General features: G+C 59.9%; 17 protein-coding genes. 11 read left to right on the top strand and 6 right to left on the bottom strand.

Translation table 11 applies throughout. From position 1 onward, the window contains the following. Positions 1-70 precede the first annotated feature (70 nt). Entirely contained in the window at positions 71-3763 is a 3693-nt protein-coding gene (gene metH / locus ONZ54_RS20410; RefSeq protein WP_416995744.1) for a methionine synthase, read from the bottom strand. A gap of 218 nt (positions 3764-3981) precedes the next feature. Between metH and ONZ54_RS20415 the strand changes: the two genes are divergently transcribed. Continuing rightward, positions 3982-5259 carry a cation:proton antiporter gene (locus ONZ54_RS20415; protein WP_005316302.1) on the top strand — a complete coding sequence of 426 codons (1278 nt, stop codon included), beginning with the start codon at positions 3982-3984 and terminating at the stop codon, positions 5257-5259. Positions 5260-5726: 467 nt separating this feature from the next. After that, positions 5727-5903 (top strand): hypothetical protein, encoded by a 177-nt coding sequence (locus ONZ54_RS20420; protein ID WP_005316304.1) that lies wholly within the window; start codon positions 5727-5729, stop codon positions 5901-5903. A gap of 146 nt (positions 5904-6049) precedes the next feature. On the opposite strand, the gene ONZ54_RS20425 is transcribed toward ONZ54_RS20420, so the two are convergent. Both ONZ54_RS20425 and ONZ54_RS20430 read right to left on the bottom strand, forming a co-directional pair. Then, positions 6050-6571: a GNAT family N-acetyltransferase gene (locus ONZ54_RS20425; protein ID WP_219598261.1), complete on the bottom strand. Its 522-nt coding sequence runs from the start codon at positions 6569-6571 to the stop codon at positions 6050-6052. A 116-nt stretch (positions 6572-6687) separates the two neighbouring features. After that, entirely contained in the window at positions 6688-7509 is an 822-nt protein-coding gene (locus ONZ54_RS20430) for an HDOD domain-containing protein (protein ID WP_271787027.1), read from the bottom strand. Positions 7510-7685: 176 nt separating this feature from the next. On the opposite strand from ONZ54_RS20430, the gene ONZ54_RS20435 reads away from it, so the two are divergent. Then, entirely contained in the window at positions 7686-7949 is a 264-nt protein-coding gene (locus tag ONZ54_RS20435; RefSeq protein WP_159165201.1) for a hypothetical protein, read from the top strand. Positions 7950-8075: 126 nt separating this feature from the next. Here the strand turns inward: ONZ54_RS20435 and aphA are convergent, their stop codons facing one another. Beyond that, on the bottom strand, positions 8076-8786 hold the full coding sequence (gene aphA / locus ONZ54_RS20440) for an acid phosphatase AphA (protein WP_087757028.1): 711 nt from the start codon (positions 8784-8786) through the stop codon (positions 8076-8078). A gap of 259 nt (positions 8787-9045) precedes the next feature. On the opposite strand from aphA, the gene ONZ54_RS20445 reads away from it, so the two are divergent. Genes ONZ54_RS20445 through ONZ54_RS20465 form a run of 5 tightly spaced genes read left to right on the top strand, consistent with a single transcriptional unit; the run spans position 9046 to position 15522 of the window. Then, positions 9046-10266 carry a PAS domain-containing protein gene (locus ONZ54_RS20445; protein ID WP_271787028.1) on the top strand — a complete coding sequence of 407 codons (1221 nt, stop codon included), beginning with the start codon at positions 9046-9048 and terminating at the stop codon, positions 10264-10266. A 15-nt stretch (positions 10267-10281) separates the two neighbouring features. Next, on the top strand, positions 10282-10653 hold the full coding sequence (locus ONZ54_RS20450; protein ID WP_088814402.1) for an STAS domain-containing protein: 372 nt from the start codon (positions 10282-10284) through the stop codon (positions 10651-10653). Positions 10654-10659: 6 nt separating this feature from the next. After that, entirely contained in the window at positions 10660-11724 is a 1065-nt protein-coding gene (locus tag ONZ54_RS20455) for an ATP-binding SpoIIE family protein phosphatase (RefSeq protein ID WP_271787029.1), read from the top strand. Further along, positions 11725-14391 carry a response regulator gene (locus tag ONZ54_RS20460; protein ID WP_271787030.1) on the top strand — a complete coding sequence of 889 codons (2667 nt, stop codon included), beginning with the start codon at positions 11725-11727 and terminating at the stop codon, positions 14389-14391. It abuts the gene before it with no gap. Positions 14392-14400: 9 nt separating this feature from the next. Then, positions 14401-15522, top strand: coding sequence for a response regulator (locus ONZ54_RS20465; protein WP_059168870.1), 1122 nt, complete (start codon positions 14401-14403; stop codon positions 15520-15522). On the opposite strand, the gene ONZ54_RS20470 is transcribed toward ONZ54_RS20465, so the two are convergent. Next, positions 15519-16199, bottom strand: coding sequence for an adenine nucleotide alpha hydrolase (locus ONZ54_RS20470; protein WP_271787031.1), 681 nt, complete (start codon positions 16197-16199; stop codon positions 15519-15521). The genes ONZ54_RS20465 and ONZ54_RS20470 overlap by 4 nt on opposite strands. Positions 16200-16380: 181 nt before the next feature. On the opposite strand from ONZ54_RS20470, the gene ONZ54_RS20475 reads away from it, so the two are divergent. From ONZ54_RS20475 to ONZ54_RS20485, 3 genes are all read left to right on the top strand, one after another. Beyond that, positions 16381-17697, top strand: coding sequence for an MFS transporter (locus tag ONZ54_RS20475; RefSeq protein ID WP_271787032.1), 1317 nt, complete (start codon positions 16381-16383; stop codon positions 17695-17697). A 143-nt stretch (positions 17698-17840) separates the two neighbouring features. Further along, complete coding sequence (locus ONZ54_RS20480; RefSeq protein ID WP_271787033.1) at positions 17841-18557, top strand: MarC family NAAT transporter; 717 nt, start codon at positions 17841-17843, stop codon at positions 18555-18557. 163 nt (positions 18558-18720) lie between these two features. After that, positions 18721-18924 carry a hypothetical protein gene (locus ONZ54_RS20485; protein WP_170321042.1) on the top strand — a complete coding sequence of 68 codons (204 nt, stop codon included), beginning with the start codon at positions 18721-18723 and terminating at the stop codon, positions 18922-18924. 125 nt (positions 18925-19049) lie between these two features. Here ONZ54_RS20485 and tldD read toward each other — a convergent pair whose 3' ends face one another. Further along, positions 19050-20498 carry a metalloprotease TldD gene (gene tldD, locus ONZ54_RS20490; RefSeq protein ID WP_271787034.1) on the bottom strand — a complete coding sequence of 483 codons (1449 nt, stop codon included), beginning with the start codon at positions 20496-20498 and terminating at the stop codon, positions 19050-19052. Positions 20499-20548 lie beyond the last annotated feature (50 nt).

Raw genomic sequence — 20548 nt, forward strand, 5'->3', positions numbered from 1 at the left:
CTGTCCACCAGCCCAAGGATGCCGCCGTTTCTCGTCAAAGATCAACCAATGTCACTCGGGAGATCGGGATTCAGTTCAGGTTCGGCCCCAGCCAGCGTTCTGCTTCCGCCAGGGTCATCCCCTTGCGGGCGGCGTAATCTTCCACCTGATCCTGCTGGATCTGCGCCACCGCGAAGTATTTGCTGTCGGGGTGGGAGAAGTACCAGCCCGACACGGCCGCGCCCGGCCACATGGCGTAGGATTCCGTCAGCTTCATGCCGATGGCCTGCTCCACGCCCAGCAGCTCCCAGATGCTCCCTTTTTCAGTGTGCTCGGGACAGGCGGGGTAACCGGGCGCCGGGCGTATGCCGCGGTAGTTCTCGCGGATCAGATCCTCATTGCTGAGGGCCTCGTCGGCTGCATAGCCCCAGTGCACCTTGCGTACCTGTTCGTGCAGATACTCGGCGAAGGCCTCTGCGAGACGGTCGCACACCGCCTGAATCAAGATGGCGTTGTAGTCGTCATGATCCGCCTTGTAGGCAGTGGCGATGGCCTCTTCCCCGATACCGCCCGTCACCGCGAAGGCACCGATCCAGTCCGGCTTGCCGCTCTCTTTCGGTGCCACATAGTCCGCCAGACAGTAGTTGGGGAAGCCCTGCTTCTCGCTCTGCTGACGCAGATGGTGCAGCACCTTGCGCACCTCGCTGCGTGACTCGTCGGTATAGACCTCTATGCTGTCGCCGATCGTGTTGGCCGGAAACAGACCTATGATACCGGCGCAGCGCACGCTCTCGTCCTGCTCCAGTTTGTCCAGCATGGCGTTGGCATCGGCAAACAGCTTGGTCGCCTCCTCACCTATGATCTCGTCTTCGAGAATGCGCGGATACTTGCCCGCCAACTCCCAGCTGAGGAAAAACGGCGTCCAGTCGATGTAGGGGCGCAGCACCGAGACGGGCACGTTCTCAAACGTCTGCACACCCGGCTCACGGGGGGCCGGCGGTTGATAGTTCACCCAGTCCAGTTGCTGCCGGTTGGCGCGGGCATGGGCCAGGCTGACCGGCTTGGATCTCGGCTGCTTGCGGGCATGCTGATCCCGGGCGACCTCGTACTCCTTGTCGATGCGGGCGACAAACGCAGGCTTGAGTTCAGGGTTGAGCAGGCTCTGGGCCACCCCGACGGCGCGCGATGCGTTCGACACATAGACCACAGGTTCGCTGTAGTTCTGCTCTATCTTGACCGCTGTGTGGGCCTTGGAGGTGGTAGCACCGCCGATCAAGAGCGGCAGCTTGAAGCCCTGACGCTCCATCTCTTTGGCCACGTGTACCATCTCGTCGAGAGACGGTGTGATCAGGCCAGACAGCCCTATGATATCGGCTCCCACTTCACGGGCAGTCTTGAGAATGGTCTCGCAGGAGACCATTACGCCGAGATCCACTATCTCGTAGTTGTTGCACTGCAACACAACGCCGACGATGTTCTTGCCGATGTCGTGCACGTCACCCTTGACGGTGGCGAGCACTATCTTGCCGTTGCTGTAGCCGCCCTGTTTCTCGGCTTCGATGTAGGGTTGCAGATAGGCCACAGCCCGCTTCATCACCCGGGCGGATTTGACCACCTGAGGCAGGAACATCTTGCCCGCGCCAAACAGATCGCCGACCACGTTCATGCCGTCCATCAGGGGCCCTTCGATCACGTGCAGCGGCTTCTCGGCGCCGGCCCGCGCCTCTTCAGTATCCTCCTCGATAAAGTCTGTGATCCCCTTGACCAGAGCGTGTTCCAGCCGCTTGCCCACCGGCCAGCTGCGCCACTCCTGATCCCGCGGATCCTCCGCCTGGGCTCCGGCACCGCGATACTTCTCGGCGATGGCCAGCAGATCCTCGGTGGCACTGTCACTCAAGTTGAGCACCACGGCCTCGACCTTCGCCTTCAGCTCTGCCGGTATGTCTTCATAGATGGCGAGCTGACCGGCGTTGACTATGCCCATGTCCATGCCGTTCTGGATGGCGTGGTAGAGGAAGACAGCGTGGATGGCTTCGCGCACCGGTTCATTGCCGCGAAACGAGAAAGAGACGTTGGAAACGCCGCCTGAAATCATGGCGTGGGGCAGATGGGTCTTGATGTCCTTCACCGCCTCGATGAAGTCCACCGCATAGTTGTTGTGCTCGTCGATGCCGGTCGCCACCGCGAAGATATTGGGATCGAAGATGATGTCTTCCGGCGGGAAACCCACCTGATCCACCAGGATCCGGTAGGCGCGCTGACAGATCTCGAACTTGCGGGTGCGAGTGTCAGCCTGGCCCACCTCATCGAACGCCATGACGATGACGGCGGCGCCATAGCGGCGCAGCAGTTTGGCCTGCTGGATGAATTTCTCCTCCCCCTCTTTCATGGAGATGGAGTTGACCACCGGCTTGCCCTGCACGCACTTGAGGCCGGCTTCCAGCACCTCCCACTTGGAGGAGTCGATCATCACAGGCACCCGGGCGATATCAGGCTCACCGGCGATGAGGTTCAGGAAGCGCACCATGGCCGCTTCGGCATCCAGCATCCCCTCGTCCATGTTGATGTCGATGATCTGGGCGCCGCTCTCCACCTGCTGCTTGGCCACATCGAGGGCTTCGTCGTAGAGCCCCTCCTTGATGAGACGCTTGAACTTGGCGGAACCGGTGACGTTGGTACGCTCACCCACGTTCACAAACATGGAGTCTGCCGTGATGATGAGGGGCTCGAGGCCCGACAGTCGGCAGGCGACCGGCAACGTGGGCAAGGTGCGCGGCTTGATGCCGGCCACGGCATCAGCCATGGCGCGAATATGGGTCGGGGTAGTGCCGCAGCAGCCGCCCACCATGTTGAGAAAACCGCTTTGGGCCCACTCGCGGATATGGTCAGCCATCTCCCCCGCATCGAGATCGTACTCGCCGAACGCATTGGGCAGACCGGCATTGGGGTGGGCGCTCACAAAGGTCTCACTGATGCGCGACAACTCCTCCACGTACTGACGCAACTCGTCTGGCCCCAGCGCACAGTTGAGACCGAACGAGATGGGTTTGACATGGCGCAGGGAGTGATAGAAGGCTTCGGTGGTCTGACCGGAGAGAGTACGCCCCGAGGCATCCGTGATGGTGCCGGAGATCATCACCGGCAGGCTGTAACCCAGCGCCTCAAACACCCCTTCCACCGCGAAGGCAGCCGCCTTGGCGTTGAGGGTATCGAAGATGGTCTCGATCAGAATGAGGTCGGCGCCACCCTCGATCAGGGCATGGGTCGACTCCGTATACGCAGCCACCAGCTGGTCATAGGTGACGTTGCGCTTGCCGGGATCGTTCACGTCCGGCGAGATGGAGCAGGTGCGGTTGGTGGGACCCAGCACACCGGCGACAAAGCGCGGTCTGGCGGGGTTCCTGGCCGTCCATTCGTCTGCCACGGCACGGGCCAGCCGGGCCGCCTCGCGGTTGATCTCGGCCGAAAGATCTTCCATCTCGTAATCGGCCATGGCGATGCGAGTGGCGTTGAAGGTGTTGGTTTCGAGGATGTCGGCCCCGGCAGCGCAATACTGATCGTGGATCTCGCGAATGATCCCGGGCCTGGTCAGCACCAGCAGGTCGTTGTTGCCCTTGATGTCGGTATGCCAGTCGGCAAACCGCTCACCGCGATAATCCGCCTCGCCCAGCTTGTAGCCCTGGATCATGGTGCCCATGGCCCCGTCGATGATCAGGATCCGTTCCTTGAGACAGGATTCCAGTTTCTTTGTTGGGTCCGACTTTATGCTCGGCTTTTCGTTCAACACCGCTCGCTCCTCTTACATCCATGCAACTGCGTGAAGGTCATCCTAGCAGCAAACAAATCAAATGGAAATCTAGCCGTCTATCTGTCCGCAGTGGAGTCCACAATAACCACCGGATACTCATAAATAGGTAATGAGTAACATGTGACCCCAGAGTACCCTATGCCGGTCCTCAGCGAAGGATACGTGCTTGCTGTTTACTAACGAGAAAAATAACCATGAGCGTCTACTACACACTCTGCTTTTTGGCAGCGTTGGCGATCCTGATCGCCTTTGCCAACCAGTATGTCGTGAAGATCCAGACCACCATCGCCATCACTGCCGGATCCATGCTGATCTCCGCCCTGATGGTGCTGTTTGGCAAACTGGGTTGGTTCAACCTTGAGCCCCTGGCCATCGAAACCATGAAGAGCATCGACTTCCAGAATTTCCTGCTGAAGGGGATCCTGGGCTTCCTGCTGTTCGCTGGCGGCATTGGCATCAACCTCAAGGCCTTGCGCAGCCAGAAGTGGGAAATCACCATACTGGCAATCTTCTCCACCCTGCTCTCCACCTTCCTGATCGGTTACGGCTTCTGGTTCATCGCCAAGCTGCTGGGCTGGGAAGTACCGCTGGTCTATTGCCTGCTGTTCGGGGCCCTGATCACCCCCACCGACCCCATTGCCGTGCTGGCCATCGTCAAGAAGATGCAGGCGCCCCCCCAGATCGCCATTCAGATCGAAGGGGAATCCCTGTTCAACGACGGTACCGGTCTGGTGATATTCGCCACCATATTTGCCGTGGCGTTTGGCGGCGTTGAGCCGACCTTCGGCAGCGTCGCCGGTCTGTTCCTGCACGAGGCCCTCGGTGGCATCTTGTTCGGCGCCGTGCTGGGCCTCATCGCCCACGTGATGATCAGTGCCACCGACGATGGCTCCCTGGAACTGCTGCTGACCCTTTGCATTCCGACTGCCGGCTTTGCCCTCGCCAACATGATGGGTGTCTCCGGTGCCCTGGCCATGGTAGTCACCGGCATCATGATCGGCAACTGGACCCGTCACTCCGGCTTCTCCGAGCAGAGCAGCCACTATCTGGATCACTTCTGGGAGTTGATGGACCAGTTCCTCAACGCGCTCTTGTTCCTGCTGATCGGTCTGGCACTGGTGCTGCTGGATCTCGCCTGGCGTGACTGGATCCTGCTGGTTATCGCGGTACCGCTCTGCCTGGCGGCGCGCTTCATCAGCGTCTCTGTCCCCTTCATGGCCTTCCGCCGTTTTCGCACCTACAACCGCTTCACCATCCGCATCCTTACCTGGGGCGGCTTGCGTGGCGGTCTGGCCATGGCCATGGCGCTGGCACTGCCTTCCGGTGTCATGATGATACCCGAGCACAACGTCGATCTGCGTCAGGTCATACTGGTGATGACCTACTCTGTGGTGATGTTCTCCATCGTGGTGCAGGGCATGACCATTACACCCATGATCACCGCCGCCAAGAAGGCCAGCGGCGACTACTGAGTCACCGTCTGACGGTGATTGACCTGCTGAAAAAGGGCTCCCGACGGGAGCCCTTTTTATCTCGGATAACACAACAAAAACGGATCTGGCACAAAATCACCAAATAATTGTTTGCTTTTTATTCATATCGAGGAGAGAATGCGCGCCGGCTAGTTAATCAGCCCTGTTTATGTTTACCCTGCAATGCTTCACTCACGATGAATCCTGTCAGTATCCGCATAACCTCCCTCTGATTTACTCGCCTCGAGAACCGTCAGGCTGTCTGCCTGCGTTGCCCGGCTCTCACGGCGCAGACTCGCTCTGCCCACCCAATTTGATTTATGCATCAGCATATTCCTTGATAGTGCAGACGCCCCTGACAGGGCTGGGTATTCCTGCGCGCTTGTTGACCACAAAGTCAACCGCGTCCATTAACCTGACATTTGCCAACACAAGGAGCAAACACTTAATTTATATAGAGAAATACAATGATGAAAGCCATACATACACACAAACCCCTGCGTCGTAGCAAACCCATCAACCTGCCTGTGCAAGAGCAGGATTCCGATGCGTTCCTGATCCAGTTCAGCACCCGCTTCAGCGGCGGTTTCGCCATCTCCTGTGATGGTATCGCTGGCGAGTTCTCCATCGAAGACCTCAACTGATCCTGCCTGCCCTCCGGCAGCGCCCGATGCAGACAGGCCGCAACTCACGGCGGCCTCTTTGCTTCAACTACTATCTATTCTCCTGAACCAGCACCGTCAGCATCGCCTTCCATCACTGACTGAAAGCTGCATCCCCGTTTCATACCTCAGGCCAGGTTCGTTTCAGCTCCGGCAGCCTCCAGCAGCAGACACGCGTCGGCATCCTCGCTCAACTTGACCAGCCGGCTTTGTACCAGCCCCAGCTTGGCCAGCAGTGTCAGTGATCGTTCGTTGCCCGGTGTGACTATGGCGATGACACGCACAATCCCCAACCTTTCCCGGCCGTCCTGCAGCGCCACCTTTGCCGCTTCTATGCCATAACCCTGACCACGATAGGCAGGCAGGAAGGCATAGCCAATGTCTTCACAGGGCAGGGTGTCTCGCCTGATCAAACCACAGATGCCGATCTTGGCTTCATCGCCTCTGCGCGCCACCAGATAGAGGCCGTGGCCATGGCGAGCATAACTGACCGCGGGCCCTTGCTGGATGTAGTGTTCGGCATCCGCCAGGGTACGCACACCGCGATCGCCAATGTAACGGTGGAAATCGCTGTCGTTGAGCAGCTCAAGGATAAAGGGAGCATCGGCGATGGTCAGTTCGCGCAGCAGCAGGCGCTCGGAGAGGATCATGACAAGGGCTCTTTCAGAAAATACAGGCCTTCAAGACTGCCTCTGCACCGCAGGGTTGGCAAGGCAAACCCCATGAAAAAGGGCCGCATTGCGGCCCGGTGACAATATGAACGGGCTCAGGCCGCCAGCAAACCCGCATAGCCATTGCCGTGTTCCCGCATCGCCACCAGCACGGTGGCGCAGTCAGACCATGGCAGACCGAGTCGGTCTGCTACCTGAGTTGGCCACTCGGGCGGCGCCACCTCCCCCACATCCGATTGGGCCGCCAGGGCGATGGCCAGATGGATCAGGCCAGCTTCGACAGAAAACTCCTTGGCCAGCATGGGGTTGTAGTGGTACTCCACCGCATGGCAGATACTGAGGGGAAATTGCCAGCGCCTGGCCATCTCGGCCCCGGTCTGGGCATAGTTGAAACCAACCACCAGCTCCTCTGCCTTGGCGCGCCCCTTGCTGGGTTCAAGATCCTGAATATGGTTAACCATGTTTTCCGGCAGACCCACATGCATGATGAGGCGCCCCATGTCGAACAGCAGGGCACAGGTGAACACCTCCTCCCCTTTCATGCCCTTTAGCTTGGCCAGCAACCTGGCCAGCTCTGCCACATCGAACACGTTGCCCCAGAAGTGCCTGAGATCGATGCCGGGCACCGAATGAACAGATCCAGTCAGGCCGCAGGCCAGCACCATGTTGCGTACCACATCGACTCCGAGCCGCACCACGGCTTCGTTGACGGTGGCAACCTGACGATTGCCGCCAAACTTGGCGGAGTTGGCCAGCCGCAGCAGCTTGGCAGAGATGACGGGATCCTTGTTGATCTTCTTGGCGATCAACAGGATATCCGGCTCCTTCTCATTGAAGGTCTGCACCAGATCGCGCATGACTTCGGGTACATTGGGTAGGTTTTGGGGATGGGATAACAGAGAGTCTATGGTGGGCATATTGATATCCGTCCATGCAATTTTATGATGGTTTTCGTTTGCTGACAGCAAACCCACGGATAAGTATGAGTAACAAAAACTGGCGCCACAGAAATGTTTTTATCGCAATATTTCAAAGTGTTAATGCCAGCTTCGTTATACTGGCATCTTTATATGGCATGACGAGGAAGTACACCATGAGCGAATCCACCGAGTTCTTTGACGAGCAAACCCTGCTGGAGATGGTCGACAACCAGCTGATCGACGGTCATCCGTTGCAGGTCAAGGCGACCCTGATGCGATTGGTGATGAAGGGCACCCCACGGGACGAGGCGCTGCAATATATCGCCTGCGCCCTCGGTGCCGAGCTGATGGCGATGGAGGCTGAACAGGGCCCCTTCAACCTAGAGCGCTACGCCCAGTTTCTGGATTCCCTGCCCGAGATGCCCTGGGCGGAATAAACCGCCGTACGCGAACAAGGGGAACTTGTCGGCAACCCATGCCACGATGCCAACACCCGCGCCACAGACTCACTAAAAAGCCGGATCCTGACAGGATCCGGCTTTTTTCTAGCGGTTTTACGCCGCTCAGAACTGGGAGTTGACGATCACCTCTTCCCCTAGGGCGCCAGCCAGCGGCAGTGGGCGATAACTGGAGTTTGCCGCCCGCAGCAGCCGAATGCCGCGAATGCCGACCTCCTGCGCCGCCTTGATATCCCCGTCCGCATCACCGTAGAAGACCTTCATCTGCTTGTCCTTGAGCCACTGCACCTTGGTGTTCTGGCCCGGCTGATCGCCGGCGAAGATCACTGGATTGAGTCGATCGGCCGGGATCCCCATGGTCTGCTGCAGGGTCTGGCTCACGGTTTCCGTTTTGGTGGCCGAACGGCCAGTGACGAAATAGATGTGATCGCCGCGTTTGAGGTGCATGGCGATCAGCGCCTTGCCCACCTCTTTCGGCATGCTGAACGCATCCCAGCCGTTGTTCATTTTCTCCCAGAAGGCAGGGTTCTTCAGATAGCTCTCGTCGTTGGGCGAGAACTCCTGCTTGCCGCGATAGAAACCCGGGCTGGAGAAGAGCAGGGTATCGTCGATATCAAAACCTACCGCCATCGGGGGTAGACCATCCAGACTCTTGGCAATCTGCTCTACCGAGACCCAGTGAACTGGAGCCTGCTGGGCCAGGGTCACAGTCGTGACACCGGCCGGGCTGGTCACGATCTGATCGGCCAGGGCGGGCAGGCTGAAGGTGGCGGCAAACAGGGATGCTATCAGGGTAAGACGGGAAAAAGCGGGCATGGCACAACTCATGACGTGAATGAAACTGGGTGCCAATCCTGCCCCATACTGCCGATACAAACCGTGAAACTCGCCACAAAACAGGGCTCGGTGGATAGCTCCCGCCCTGTTTTGTCCCCTCGGAATAAACATCCAGCAACCGGAAGATGACAAGCCTCTTTTGACCCTTTATTCCAGCCGGAAGAGCCGGAGTGGGCTATAACTGCTTAGCACCCTTTATTGACATCAAAATCAACGACTCCCTCTCACTGGAGATGCCATGGACGCGCACACTTCCTCTTCCAAGACCACCGGTTCGGCCCCTTCCCCTCATCAGGCCGGGATGGACGCCATCGATCTGGTGCTGGCCCGGCTCGAACTCTCGCCAGAGGGGCAGATCCTGGATGCCAACCCTCATTTTCTCACCATCATGGGCTACCCGCTGGATGAGCTAAAGGGCAAGCACCACGGCATGCTGCTCTCCCCGGATGAGGCTCAATCTGCCACTTATGACACTTTCTGGGAGACGCTGCGCAGCGGCACGTCACAGGAAAGCGAGTTCCACCTGCTGGATAAACAGGGGCGGGATATCTGGATCCGGGGTGCCTGCAGCCCGGTTCTGGATGCCGAGGGGCAGCTGACCCGCATCATCATATACGCCATGGATCTGACCGGGCAGAAGCAGCTCACTGCCAGCTTCGAGGGCCAGCTCAATGCCCTGAGCCGGGTCATGGGCAAGGTAGAATTCTCGCTGGATGGCACCATACTGGATGCCAATCCACGCTTTCTCGACATAGTGGGCTACCAGCTGGATGAGCTGAAGGGCCAGCACCACAGGCTGCTGGTTGACCCGGACTACGCCCAGTCGGCGGATTACCGCACCTTCTGGGAAACGCTGCGACGGGGCGAGTTTCTCGCAGGCGAATTCTGCCGGCTCGGCAAGCAGGGACAGGAGGTCTGGATCCAGGGATCCTACAACCCGGTGCTGGATCTGAACGGCAAGCCCAGCAAAATCGTCAAATTTGCCACCGACATCACGGCGCAGGTGGAGCAGCACCGTCAGCTCAAGCGTGCCATGGTGGAAGCGGAAGAGGCCGCCAGAGTGCGCGAGGAGCTGCACAAGTCGCTGCAAGAGATGTCGACCCCTGTCACCCCTATCTGGGACGGGATCCTGCTGCTGCCATTGGTGGGGATCATCGACTCAATGCGCACCGCCGACGTGATGAACAAGTCGCTCACCAAGATCGCCGAAACCCGGGCCCGGGTCTTCGTGCTGGATATTGCCGGTGTCGCCACCGTGGATACCGGCGTCGCCAACCAGCTGATCAAGATCACCAAGGCGACCCAGTTCATGGGCTGTGAGGCCATCATCTCGGGAGTCTCTCCCGCCATTGCCCGCACCATGGTGGAGCTGGGGGTGTCGGTCGGTGACGTCCGCACCACGGCAACCCTGAGAGATGCCTTCGAAATAGCGCTCAAACGGGTCGGTTCCACCCTCTAGGATGCGGCCATGACCATGCAGCTCAACAACGATCTTGGCATCGCCGATGTGGCCGACTGCATAGTGGTCAGCATGCGTCCCGATCTCGGTGACGATGGCATGCAGATGCTGATGCAGGCCCTCTCCCAGCGACTGGTACACGGGCGTCACCATGCAGTGTTGCTCGACTTCTCCGGCGTCATGCTGCTGGATCACCATGAATTCAGACAGGTACGCAAGCTGGCCGAGGTATGCCGCCTGTTAGGCGCCATCTGCCTGCTAGTGGGGCTCAATGCCGGGATCGCCGCGTTTCTGGCGCTGGCCGAAGCGCAGCCCGGGCCGCTGCGCTGCTTCATCGACATGGACGACGCCTTCGCCCACGTCCGCCATCTCAAGGGCGAGGAGTAAACCGCCATGATGCAAGAGCATGCGACTCAGGAGGCCAACTATCCGCTGCGCCACGATATCGATCTGCACCTGACTGTGATGGCGGTGCGTCGGCTTCCCTTTATCGCCAGCCTGTCTGACGTGGATCGTGCCATGCTCTCCACCGTGGTTTCCGAGCTTGGCAGCAATATCCTGAAATACGCCGGGCAGGGGGAAATCACCCTGACCCTCCATCACCCCAAGGGACGAGCCTGCATCGACATCATCGCCCGTGACAAAGGGCCCGGCATACCGGATGTGCATCAGGCCCTGCAGGATCACTACAGCACCTCGGGCACCCTGGGGCTGGGGCTACCCGGCGTGCGACGCATGATGTCAGAGCTCACCATCAGCACACCGCCGGAAGGGGGCACCCTGGTGCAGGCTCGAAAGTGGCTGGGCTCGGCACCCTCGACGATACGCCTCACAATGCCAACCCAGTCATGGGGTCAGCCTGGTTTGAAACTGGCATGGGCCAGCGAAAACAGGCCCTGCTATCCGGAAAAGGTCTCCGGCGATCTGGTCTTTATCCGGCCCACCCCCGACGGCGCCTTGCTGGTGCTGATCGATGTCAGCGGCCACGGCACCTCGGCCAACAAGCTGGCACTGACACTGGAAGAGGCGCTGCAAAACACCCCTGAGCAGGAGCCGGCACCTCTGCTGCAGCTGTTGCACCAACACTGCATCGGTACCCGGGGAGCGGCAGCTGGCATAGCCCTGGTCAACAGTGAACGGGGGGAACTGAGCTACGCCGGTATCGGCAACACCCGCATCTGTCTGCGCGGCCATGACCTCTGGCGCGGCATCTCCCGCGATGGAGTGCTGGGGGAGCGCTTCCCCACCCCCTTGCTGCAACGCCAGCCCATGGAGCCGGGGGATGTGCTGATGCTCTATTCGGATGGCATCAGCGAGTCGCTCAACCTGCGTGACAGCGCACTGGATCTGGGGGCGGATCCCGCCATCCTGGCCCGTCAAGTCATAGACCACAGCGGCCGCAGCACGGACGATGCGAGTTGTATCGTGTTGCGGGTACAACCGGAGAAGGAGCGCTAGATGCGGCAGCGGATCGGTGATATCAGGCTCTCTGGCCCGGCGGCAGCCCTCACCGCCAGACGCAAGGTGATCCAGGTGCTCACCTGCATCGACAAGAATCCCACCTTCGTGGCGCCGCTGGCGGGTACCACCTCGGAGCTGGTGCGCCAGCTGACGGCGACCACCGACTCGCTGCAACTCCAGCTGTGGCTGGAGAGCCATACGCAGGAGCTGTGGGTCTCCCTCTCGGCGGACGAGCCACTGCAGCACAGTCCGTCCGGCGCAGCCCATGGCAACATCCGGCTGGTTCCTCACTCTGACACTGACATCGCCCTGGTGTGCCACCTGCCGCACTGGCCCGATGACGCTCTGCTGTTGCAGATGCAGCAGCAGTTCGCCGAACCGACCCGGGATGAGCTGTTCGCCGTGATGCAGACCAAGAATCAGGAGCTGGAGCAGGCCTATGAGCTGGCAGAAAGCGCGACCCGGGCCAAGAGCGATTTTCTCGCCAACATGAGCCACGAGATCCGCACCCCCATGAACGCCATCCTGGGCATGGCCCACCTCGCCCTACAAACCCGGCTCGATCCGCAGCAAGCCGACTATGTGGGCAAGATCCAGCGCTCGGCCCAGCACCTGCTCGGCATCATCAACGATATCCTCGACTTCTCCAAGATAGAGGCGGGCAAGCTGGATCTGGAGCAGATCGAGTTCGATCTCGACCATGTGCTGGAAAATCTGGCGACTCTGGTGGGCGAGAAGGCCGAAGCCAAGGGCATAGAGCTGCTGTTCGAGGTCGACCACCAGCTCGACACCCTGCTCTATGGCGATCCCCTCCGGCTCGGCCAGATCCTGATCAACTATGCCAACAATGCGGTCAAATTCACCGAGCAGGGGGAGATACTGGTCAAGGTCACTTGCTTGGAAAAACTGCCGAAGGAAGTGCTGTTGCACTGTTCGGTGCAGGACACGGGGATCGGCATGAGCCAGGAGCAGCAGCAGCGGCTGTTCCAGTCTTTCCAGCAGGCGGACAGCTCCACCACCCGCAAATACGGCGGCACCGGCCTCGGGCTCGCCATCTCCCGCGAACTGGCGGCATTGATGGGGGGTGAGGTCGGCGTGCAGAGCGAACCGGGCAAGGGAAGCACCTTCTGGTTTACCGCCCGACTCGGCCGTGGCAGATACAGATCACGCTATCTGCCGAGTCTGGACCTGCGTGGTCGCCGCATGCTGGTGGCCGACGACAGTGCCAGCGCCCGCACCATACTGGCTGCCCTGCTGCGCAGCATGAGCTTCGTGGTGGACACCGCCGAATCGGGTCAGCAGGCCTTGCAGATGATCGCCAGCGCCGAACAGGAAGGTAACGCCTATGAGGTGGTGCTGCTGGATTGGCACATGCCGGGGCTGGATGGCATAGAGACGGGGCGCCGCCTCATTGCCCGCGGCCTTGGCAAGCGGCTCTATCGGGTCATGGTGACGGGTTATGGGCGGGAAGAGGTCTTTCGTGAAGCACAGGCAGCCGGCTTTGACCGGGTACTGGTCAAGCCGGTGTGTGCCTCAGTACTGTTCGATACCATCATAGGGCTGTTTGGCCATCAAACCACGGCGATCACCTTGAAGACCCCCCAGCCCAGCCACAACTATCGCTTCGACGGACTCCGCATACTGCTGGCAGAAGACAACGAGCTGAACCAGCAGGTGGCGATGGAGTTGCTGCGAGCAGTGGGAGCCGACGTCAGCATCGCCGGCAATGGCGCCATAGCCCTGAAAATGGCAGAGCAACAACCATACGACCTGATCCTGATGGACATGCAGATGCCGGTGATGGATGGACTGGCCGCCACCCGTCAACTGCGCCAGCAAGAGGGCGATGGGCACCAGATCCCGATCCTTGCCATGACGGCCAATGTCATGGCCGGTGACAGAGAGCGCTGCCTGGCAGCGGGCATGGATGACCACATCGCCAAGCCCATCGACCCCGACAAGCTCTATGCCGCCCTGCAGCGCTGGGTGCCCGCCTTCAGTCGTGAAACCGATGCAACACTCAAAACTTCCCCCTCACCACAGGACATGCCTTTACTGCCGCAGTTAAGGGCCCTCGGGCTCAATGCCGAGGCGGCCCTGCAACGGCTGATGCACAACTGGGAGTGGTATCAGGACCTGCTGCAACGGTTCGCCCAACAGGGAACCCAACCCATGCAGAGCCTGATCACCGCCCTGCAGACAGACGACCGGGAGGAAGCCCATCGGCAAGCCCATACCCTCAAAGGGATTGCCGCCACTCTGGGCGCCGATCCACTGCGAGATATCTCGGCCAGGCTGGAGAGTGCGCTCTCCCGCGGAGACGACACCACCAGCCTGCTACCGCTGGCCGAACAAGGGCTGCAGATGCAACAGCAACTGAGCGATGGCGTGCTGGCCCTGCTGCCCACCCAGCCCTCCCCCGACCTGCCGGAGCAAGAGCCAACAGACATAGCGCCCCTGCTGGCGCAGCTGACCCAACTGCTGGTGGAAGATGATGCAGAAGCACTGACCCTGTTCCAGCAACATCAGAAACAGCTGACTGGACAGCTGGGAGAAACAGCATCGACGATGGCAGACGCCATGACCCGCTTCCGTTTTACGGATGCACTGGCACACCTGCAACAAGTCCGGGCCCTCAGGCCCGATCTGTTCAACCAAGAGTGAGGCACCACTATGCTCAACTTGCTGGATCCCGACACCAAACCCACACTGCTGGTGGTCGATGACACCCCTGAAAACCTCTCCCTGCTCAGCGCCCTGCTGGGCCCGCACTATCGGGTCAAGGTGGCCATCAGTGGCCAGCGGGCGCTGGAGATACTGTCATCAGGCACCCGGGTGGATCTGATCCTGCTCGATGTGGTGATGCCCCAGATGGATGGCTATCAGGTGATGCAGGCACTGCAGGAGATGCCGCAGGCGCGGCATATTCCGGTGATTTTCCTGACCGCCAAGGTAGAGGAGAGCGCAGAAGCGCACGGACTGGCACTCGGCGCCGTGGACTATATCCACAAGCCTATCTCTCCCGCCATCGTACTGGCCCGCGTCAGAAACCATCTTGAGCTGAAAGCTGCACGGGATCTGCTCCATGACCAAAACGCCTATCTGGAACAGGAGGTGGAACGGCGCACCCGTGAAAACGAGCTGATCCAGAACATCACCATCCACTCCCTCGCCTCTCTGGCCGAGACCCGGGACAACGAGACCGGCAACCACATACTGCGCACCCAGCACTATGTGAAGCTATTGGCGGAAACCCTGTGCGATCACCCTCGCTTTCGTGCAGAGCTGACCCCCAAGACCATAGATCTGCTGTTCAAGTCTGCCCCCCTGCACGATATCGGCAAGGTCGGCGTACCGGACCGGATCCTGCTCAAACCCGGCAAGCTGGATGCGGATGAGTTCACCCAGATGAAGCACCACTCCATCCTGGGCAAGGAGGCCATAGTCCACGCTGAGGAAGCGCTGGGAGTGGAGGTCGAATTTCTGCGACTGGCCAAGGAGATCGCCTGCTACCACCACGAGAAATGGGATGGCACCGGCTACCCCTACGGTCTGATGGGGGATGAAATCCCCCTGTCGGCCCGACTGATGGCACTGGCAGATGTGTACGATGCCCTCATCAGCAAGCGGTGTTACAAGGCGGCCATGTCCCATACGGAGGTGGTCCCCATCATATTGGCGGGGCGCAGCAGTCATTTCGATCCCGACATCACGGATGCCTTCGCCCGCATCCACCTGCTGTTTCACGAAATTGCACTGCGCTACAACGATGACAAGGAGACCAACCTCGACTAGGCGGCGGAGTCAGCAGGCAACAAGTCAGTGAAGATGAAGCCGTCCCGCTCCACCGTCTCTCCCACGTACATCGCCAACGGGCGCAGAAACATGGGACCATCATAGGCCAGGGTGTGAAACTCGCCGTTCTCGCCGCACGGATCCACCCCCTGCGGCAAGGCCGCCAGCAGGGCAGGATCGAAATCGTGACCACCCAGGCTGGCATCCAGCTTTTTCGGGTCCAGAGAGCTGATCCTGGCCCTCAGCCCCGCCGCCATCATCTGCCGAGCCAGCTCGTCCGTCTTGCTGCCCCACAGCGGGAACAAGGGTTCTATGCCCGTTCCCACCAGCTGTTTCTCCCGATAGGCGCGCACATCCTCAAGGAAGAGGTCGCCAAACGCCATGTGGCGGATCCCCTGCGCCACCACGCTCGCGATGAAATCGGTCATGATGCGGGCGTAATCCTCATTGGTGCAGGGCCAGGGCAGATCGAGGGTGGTCAGCGGCAATCCCACACACTCGGCCTGCTGCATCAGCAACTGCTTGCGCACTCCGTGCATGGCCACCCGCTCGAAGACCTGATTGAGTGTGGTAAACAGCCCCACTACCTCGATGGCCGGATCCTGCTGCAATTTGTGCAGTGCCCAGGCGCTGTCCTTGCCACTGCTCCAGGAGAGCAGCACCTTTGTCTTCGTCATGATTTCTCCCATTGTGTCTTCGTCATGATATTGCCGGTCTTGCTGCACCAAAAAGCTGCAAGACTGTATTGCGAATTGTGCGATTTACATAGCGGGATGCAAAAGCATACCCTCGGTAATGAGCGTCTCCCCTGAAAAGATGGGGAACAATAACTAAAAAAACGATGGGAAACATAAGGATATGACGACAGTCACGCAAGCTTACGACCACAGCCGCCCCCTCAACCGACAGGATTACAAGACACTGAGCCTGGCAGCCCTCGGCGGAGCCCTCGAATTCTACGACTTTATCATCTTCGTCTTCTTCGCCGTGGTGATCGGCGAGCTGTTCTTCCCGGCCGATATTCCCGAGTGGCTGCGCCAGTTCCAGACCTTCGGCATCTTCGCCGCAGGCTATCTGGCTCGCCCCCTTGGCGGCATCATCATGGCCCATTTTGGCGATCTCATCGGCCGCAAGCGGATGTTTACCCTGAGCATACTGCTGATGGCGCTGCCCACCCTGATGATCGGCCTCTTGCCCACCTATGCGGTACTGGGCATAGGTGCACCGCTGGCCCTGCTGGGTTTGCGCATCCTGCAAGGAGCCGCCATCGGTGGTGAAGTACCGGGCGCCTGGGTGTTCGTGGCGGAGCATGTGCCCGCCCGCCGGGTCGGGCTCGCCTGTGGCACCCTCACCGCCGGACTGACTGCCGGCATACTGCTCGGCTCCCTCATCGCCACCGCGGTCAACAAGAACCTGACCCCGGCCGAGGTAAGTGAGTGGGGCTGGCGGGTTCCCTTCCTGCTGGGGGGCATCTTTGGCATAGTCGCCATGTATCTGCGCCGCTGGCTGCATGAAACCCCTGTCTTCGCCGAGATGCAGGCCAACAAGGCGCTGGCGGAGGAGCTACCGCTCAAGACGGTGCTGCGCAGCCACAAGGGCAGCGTGGTGATCTCCATGCTGCTGACCTGGCTGCTCTCCGCCGGTATCGTGGTGGTGATACTGATGACCCCCACCTATCTGCAGAAGGTACATGGCATCAGCCCGGCCGATGCTCTGACCGCCAACTCCTTGGCCATCCTGGCCCTGACCCTGGGCTGCATCGTCTATGGCAGGCTGATCGATGCCCTCGGCAGCGGCCCCACCTTCATGCTGGGCTCATTGCTGCTGGCAGGTTCCAGCTACGCCTTCTATCACGGTCTGGTCGCGGGCACGGACCAGCTGGTACCGCTCTACATGCTGGCGGGCTTCGCGGTCGGAATTGTCGGGGCCGTGCCCTACGTCATGGTCAACGCCTTCCCGGCGGTAGTGCGCTTCTCGGGATTGTCGTTCTCCTACAACGTGGCCTACGCCATCTTCGGCGGCCTCACCCCCATGCTGGTGACCCTGTGGATGAAGAACGACGTGCTGGCGCCCTCCCACTATGTGGTGAGCCTGTCGGCACTGGGCTTTGCCATCGGTGTGCTGCTGTGGCTGCAACAGCGCAACCAGCGGCAGACGGCGCCACAAGCCGCCTGACCAACGAAAAAGCCCCGGACATCTTCGGGGCTTTTTTATTGTCCTTGTGTTCAGTTTGGCCGACATAGGATAGCCTCCCCCCTTAGGGCCAGGCGAATACCTGGCTCCAGACTGTCACCCAATTCCGTTATCCGAGGCTCAAGATGTTCTTTCAAGTCGTATTTCTCGCCTTGCTGGCGCTGCTGCCCATGGTCAACCCGCCAACCACGGCCACCCTGCTATTGGGGCTGAGCAATGGCATGTCGCGGGAGCATGTGCGCCGCCAGGTCAACCTGGCGGCTATCTATCTGTTTTTCACCCTCTGCATCACCTTCTTTATCGGCTCCTCCATTCTGGATCTGTTCGGGATATCCATTCCGGGCTTGCGGCTGGCAGGGGGTCTCATCATCGGCTTTATCGGCTTTCGCATGCTGTTCCCAGCCCCCAGTCAAACCAACGGGGTCGATATCAACCAGAGCATCGCCTTCGTGCCACTGACCATGCCCAGCATGTGCGGGCCGGGTACCATGGCGCTGGTGATCAGCGGGGCCGCCCAGATTGCCGAGCTGCCCGACGAGTACAACCGCCTCACCATCTACGGCGCCATGGTCACAGCGTTTGCCCTGATGAGTCTGATCAGCTGGGGCGTATTGAAGCTGGCGGATCCGGTCTGCAAGATCCTCGGCGCCACCGGCATCGATGCCATGACCCGGATCATGGGTTTTCTGCTGGTGTGCATGGGCATGCAATTCTGTATCAACGGCATCAAGGAAGTGGCACAGGATCCTGTCTTCCACGGCGCACACTCGATACACACCACGCCTTCCTTGCCATCCCTGCCAGACACCCCTGATCAACGACAGGAGCCGCGCCACCCCTGACTGAAAACGGTGTCAAAAAACCTCACAAATCGCCACTGATCTTGCGCCTGATCATGTTATTGACACACAAATGAGTTAGTGTGTTTTTTATACAGATTCAGTTCAGAGATCAGTTGTTAGGTTTGCAGGCAGGCGCCCACTTACTTCAGGAGATGTGCAAATGATGGAAAAGATGCTGACCGAAATTGGAAGCTACAGCCTGTTTCATGAATATCTGAATGTAGTTGGTGTAGCCAGCCCAGCCCTGGCCCGGATAAAAACCCGATGGGAGTACAAAAAAAGCGATCGTCTGGTGGCCCAAATCAGGGTCGACCAACAAGGCAATGCCCGCTTCTACATCGATGCCAGAGCCATATCGGTCAACTGACACTGTCACCCGTATCCAGCAGCCCCGGCCAGTCGCCGGGGCTTTTTGTTGTCTGGCTTGCACTACCCAAAACAATGACCCCGGCACATGGCCGGGGTCATTGACAACGTAGTGGGTTAAACCCCTTACTGGGTGCCGCCCACTGTGAGTTGATCCAGCTTGAGTGTGGGCTGGCCGACACCGACCGGCACGCTCTGTCCCTCTTTGCCGCAGACGCCGACACCACGATCCAGTGCCAGATCACTGCCCACCATGGAAACCAGACTCATGGCTTCCGGACCATTGCCTATCAGGGTCGCGCCCTTGATGGGAGTGGTGATCTTGCCATCCTCGATGAGGTAGGCCTCGGAGGCGGAGAAGACAAACTTGCCGGAAGTGATATCTACCTGACCACCGCCGAAGTTGGGAGCATAGATACCCTTCTTCACCGAGGCGATGATCTCCGCCGGATCGTACTGACCCGCCAGCATATAGGTGTTGGTCATGCGCGGCATCGGCATGGCAGCGTAGGATTCGCGACGGCCGTTACCTGTGAGCGGAACCCCCATCAGGCGGGCGTTCTGCTTGTCCTGCAAGTAACCCTTGAGGATGCCGTTCTCGATCAAGACGTTGTAGCCGCCCGGCGTCCCTTCGTCATCGATGGAGACGGAGCCTCGCCGACCCAGCAGTGTGCCGTCATCGACTATGGTGCAGTGCTTGGAGGCCACCTGTTCGCCGATGCGGCCGGCAAATGCAGACGAGCCCTTGCGGTTGAAGTCCCCCTCCAGGCCGTGGCCCACGGCCTCGTGCAACAGCACGCCGGGCCAGCCGGCACCGAGTACCACCGGCATGGTGCCAGCGGGAGCATCAATGGCCTCCAGGTTGACCAGCGCCTGACGCACGGCCTCGCGCACATAGCCAAAAGCGCGGCTCTCCAGCCCGTCCAGCTCCAGGAAATAGTCATAACCACAACGACCCCCACCACCGGCGCTGCCACGCTCGCGGCGCTCACCTTTCTCGGCGATGACGGTCACCGACAGCCGAACCAGGGGGCGTATGTCAGCAGCGAGCGTACCGTCGGTGGCTGCCACCAGTATCTCTTCATAGACACCGCTGATGGAGGCCATCACCTGATTGATAACGGGATCAAGACTGCGGGCGAACTTGTCCATCTGCTCCAGCAAGGCAATCTTCTGGTGCTTGTCGAGGGTCTGCAGGGGATCCATGGCCGGATAGAGCAGGTTGGCCTCTGTACGAGCCCAGGCCTTCACCTTGCCCTGAGCACCGGCAGCGGCAATGCCGCGGGCAGCAGTGACCGACTGTTGCAGCGCCAGCAGGCTCAGCTCGTCGGAGTAGGCAAAGCCGGTTTTCTCGCCACTGACGGCGCGTACCCCGACCCCTTGGTCGATGTTGTAGCTGCCATCCTTGACGATGCCGTCCTCCAGCATCCAGGACTCGTGCCAGCTGCGCTGGAAATAGAGATCGCCGAACTCCACCTGGTGGCTCATCAGGCTGCCGAGCAGCTGCTGCAGCCGCCCTTCATCGAGGTCGTTCGGGGCCAACAGGGAGGCACTAACCTGGCTCAATAGACTCAATCTTTCTCTCCACTCCCGATCCGGGATTTCACAATAAGATCCCATGCCAT

Source organism: Aeromonas salmonicida (genome assembly GCF_028355655.1).
Taxonomy (GTDB): Bacteria; Pseudomonadota; Gammaproteobacteria; order Enterobacterales; family Aeromonadaceae; genus Aeromonas; species Aeromonas salmonicida.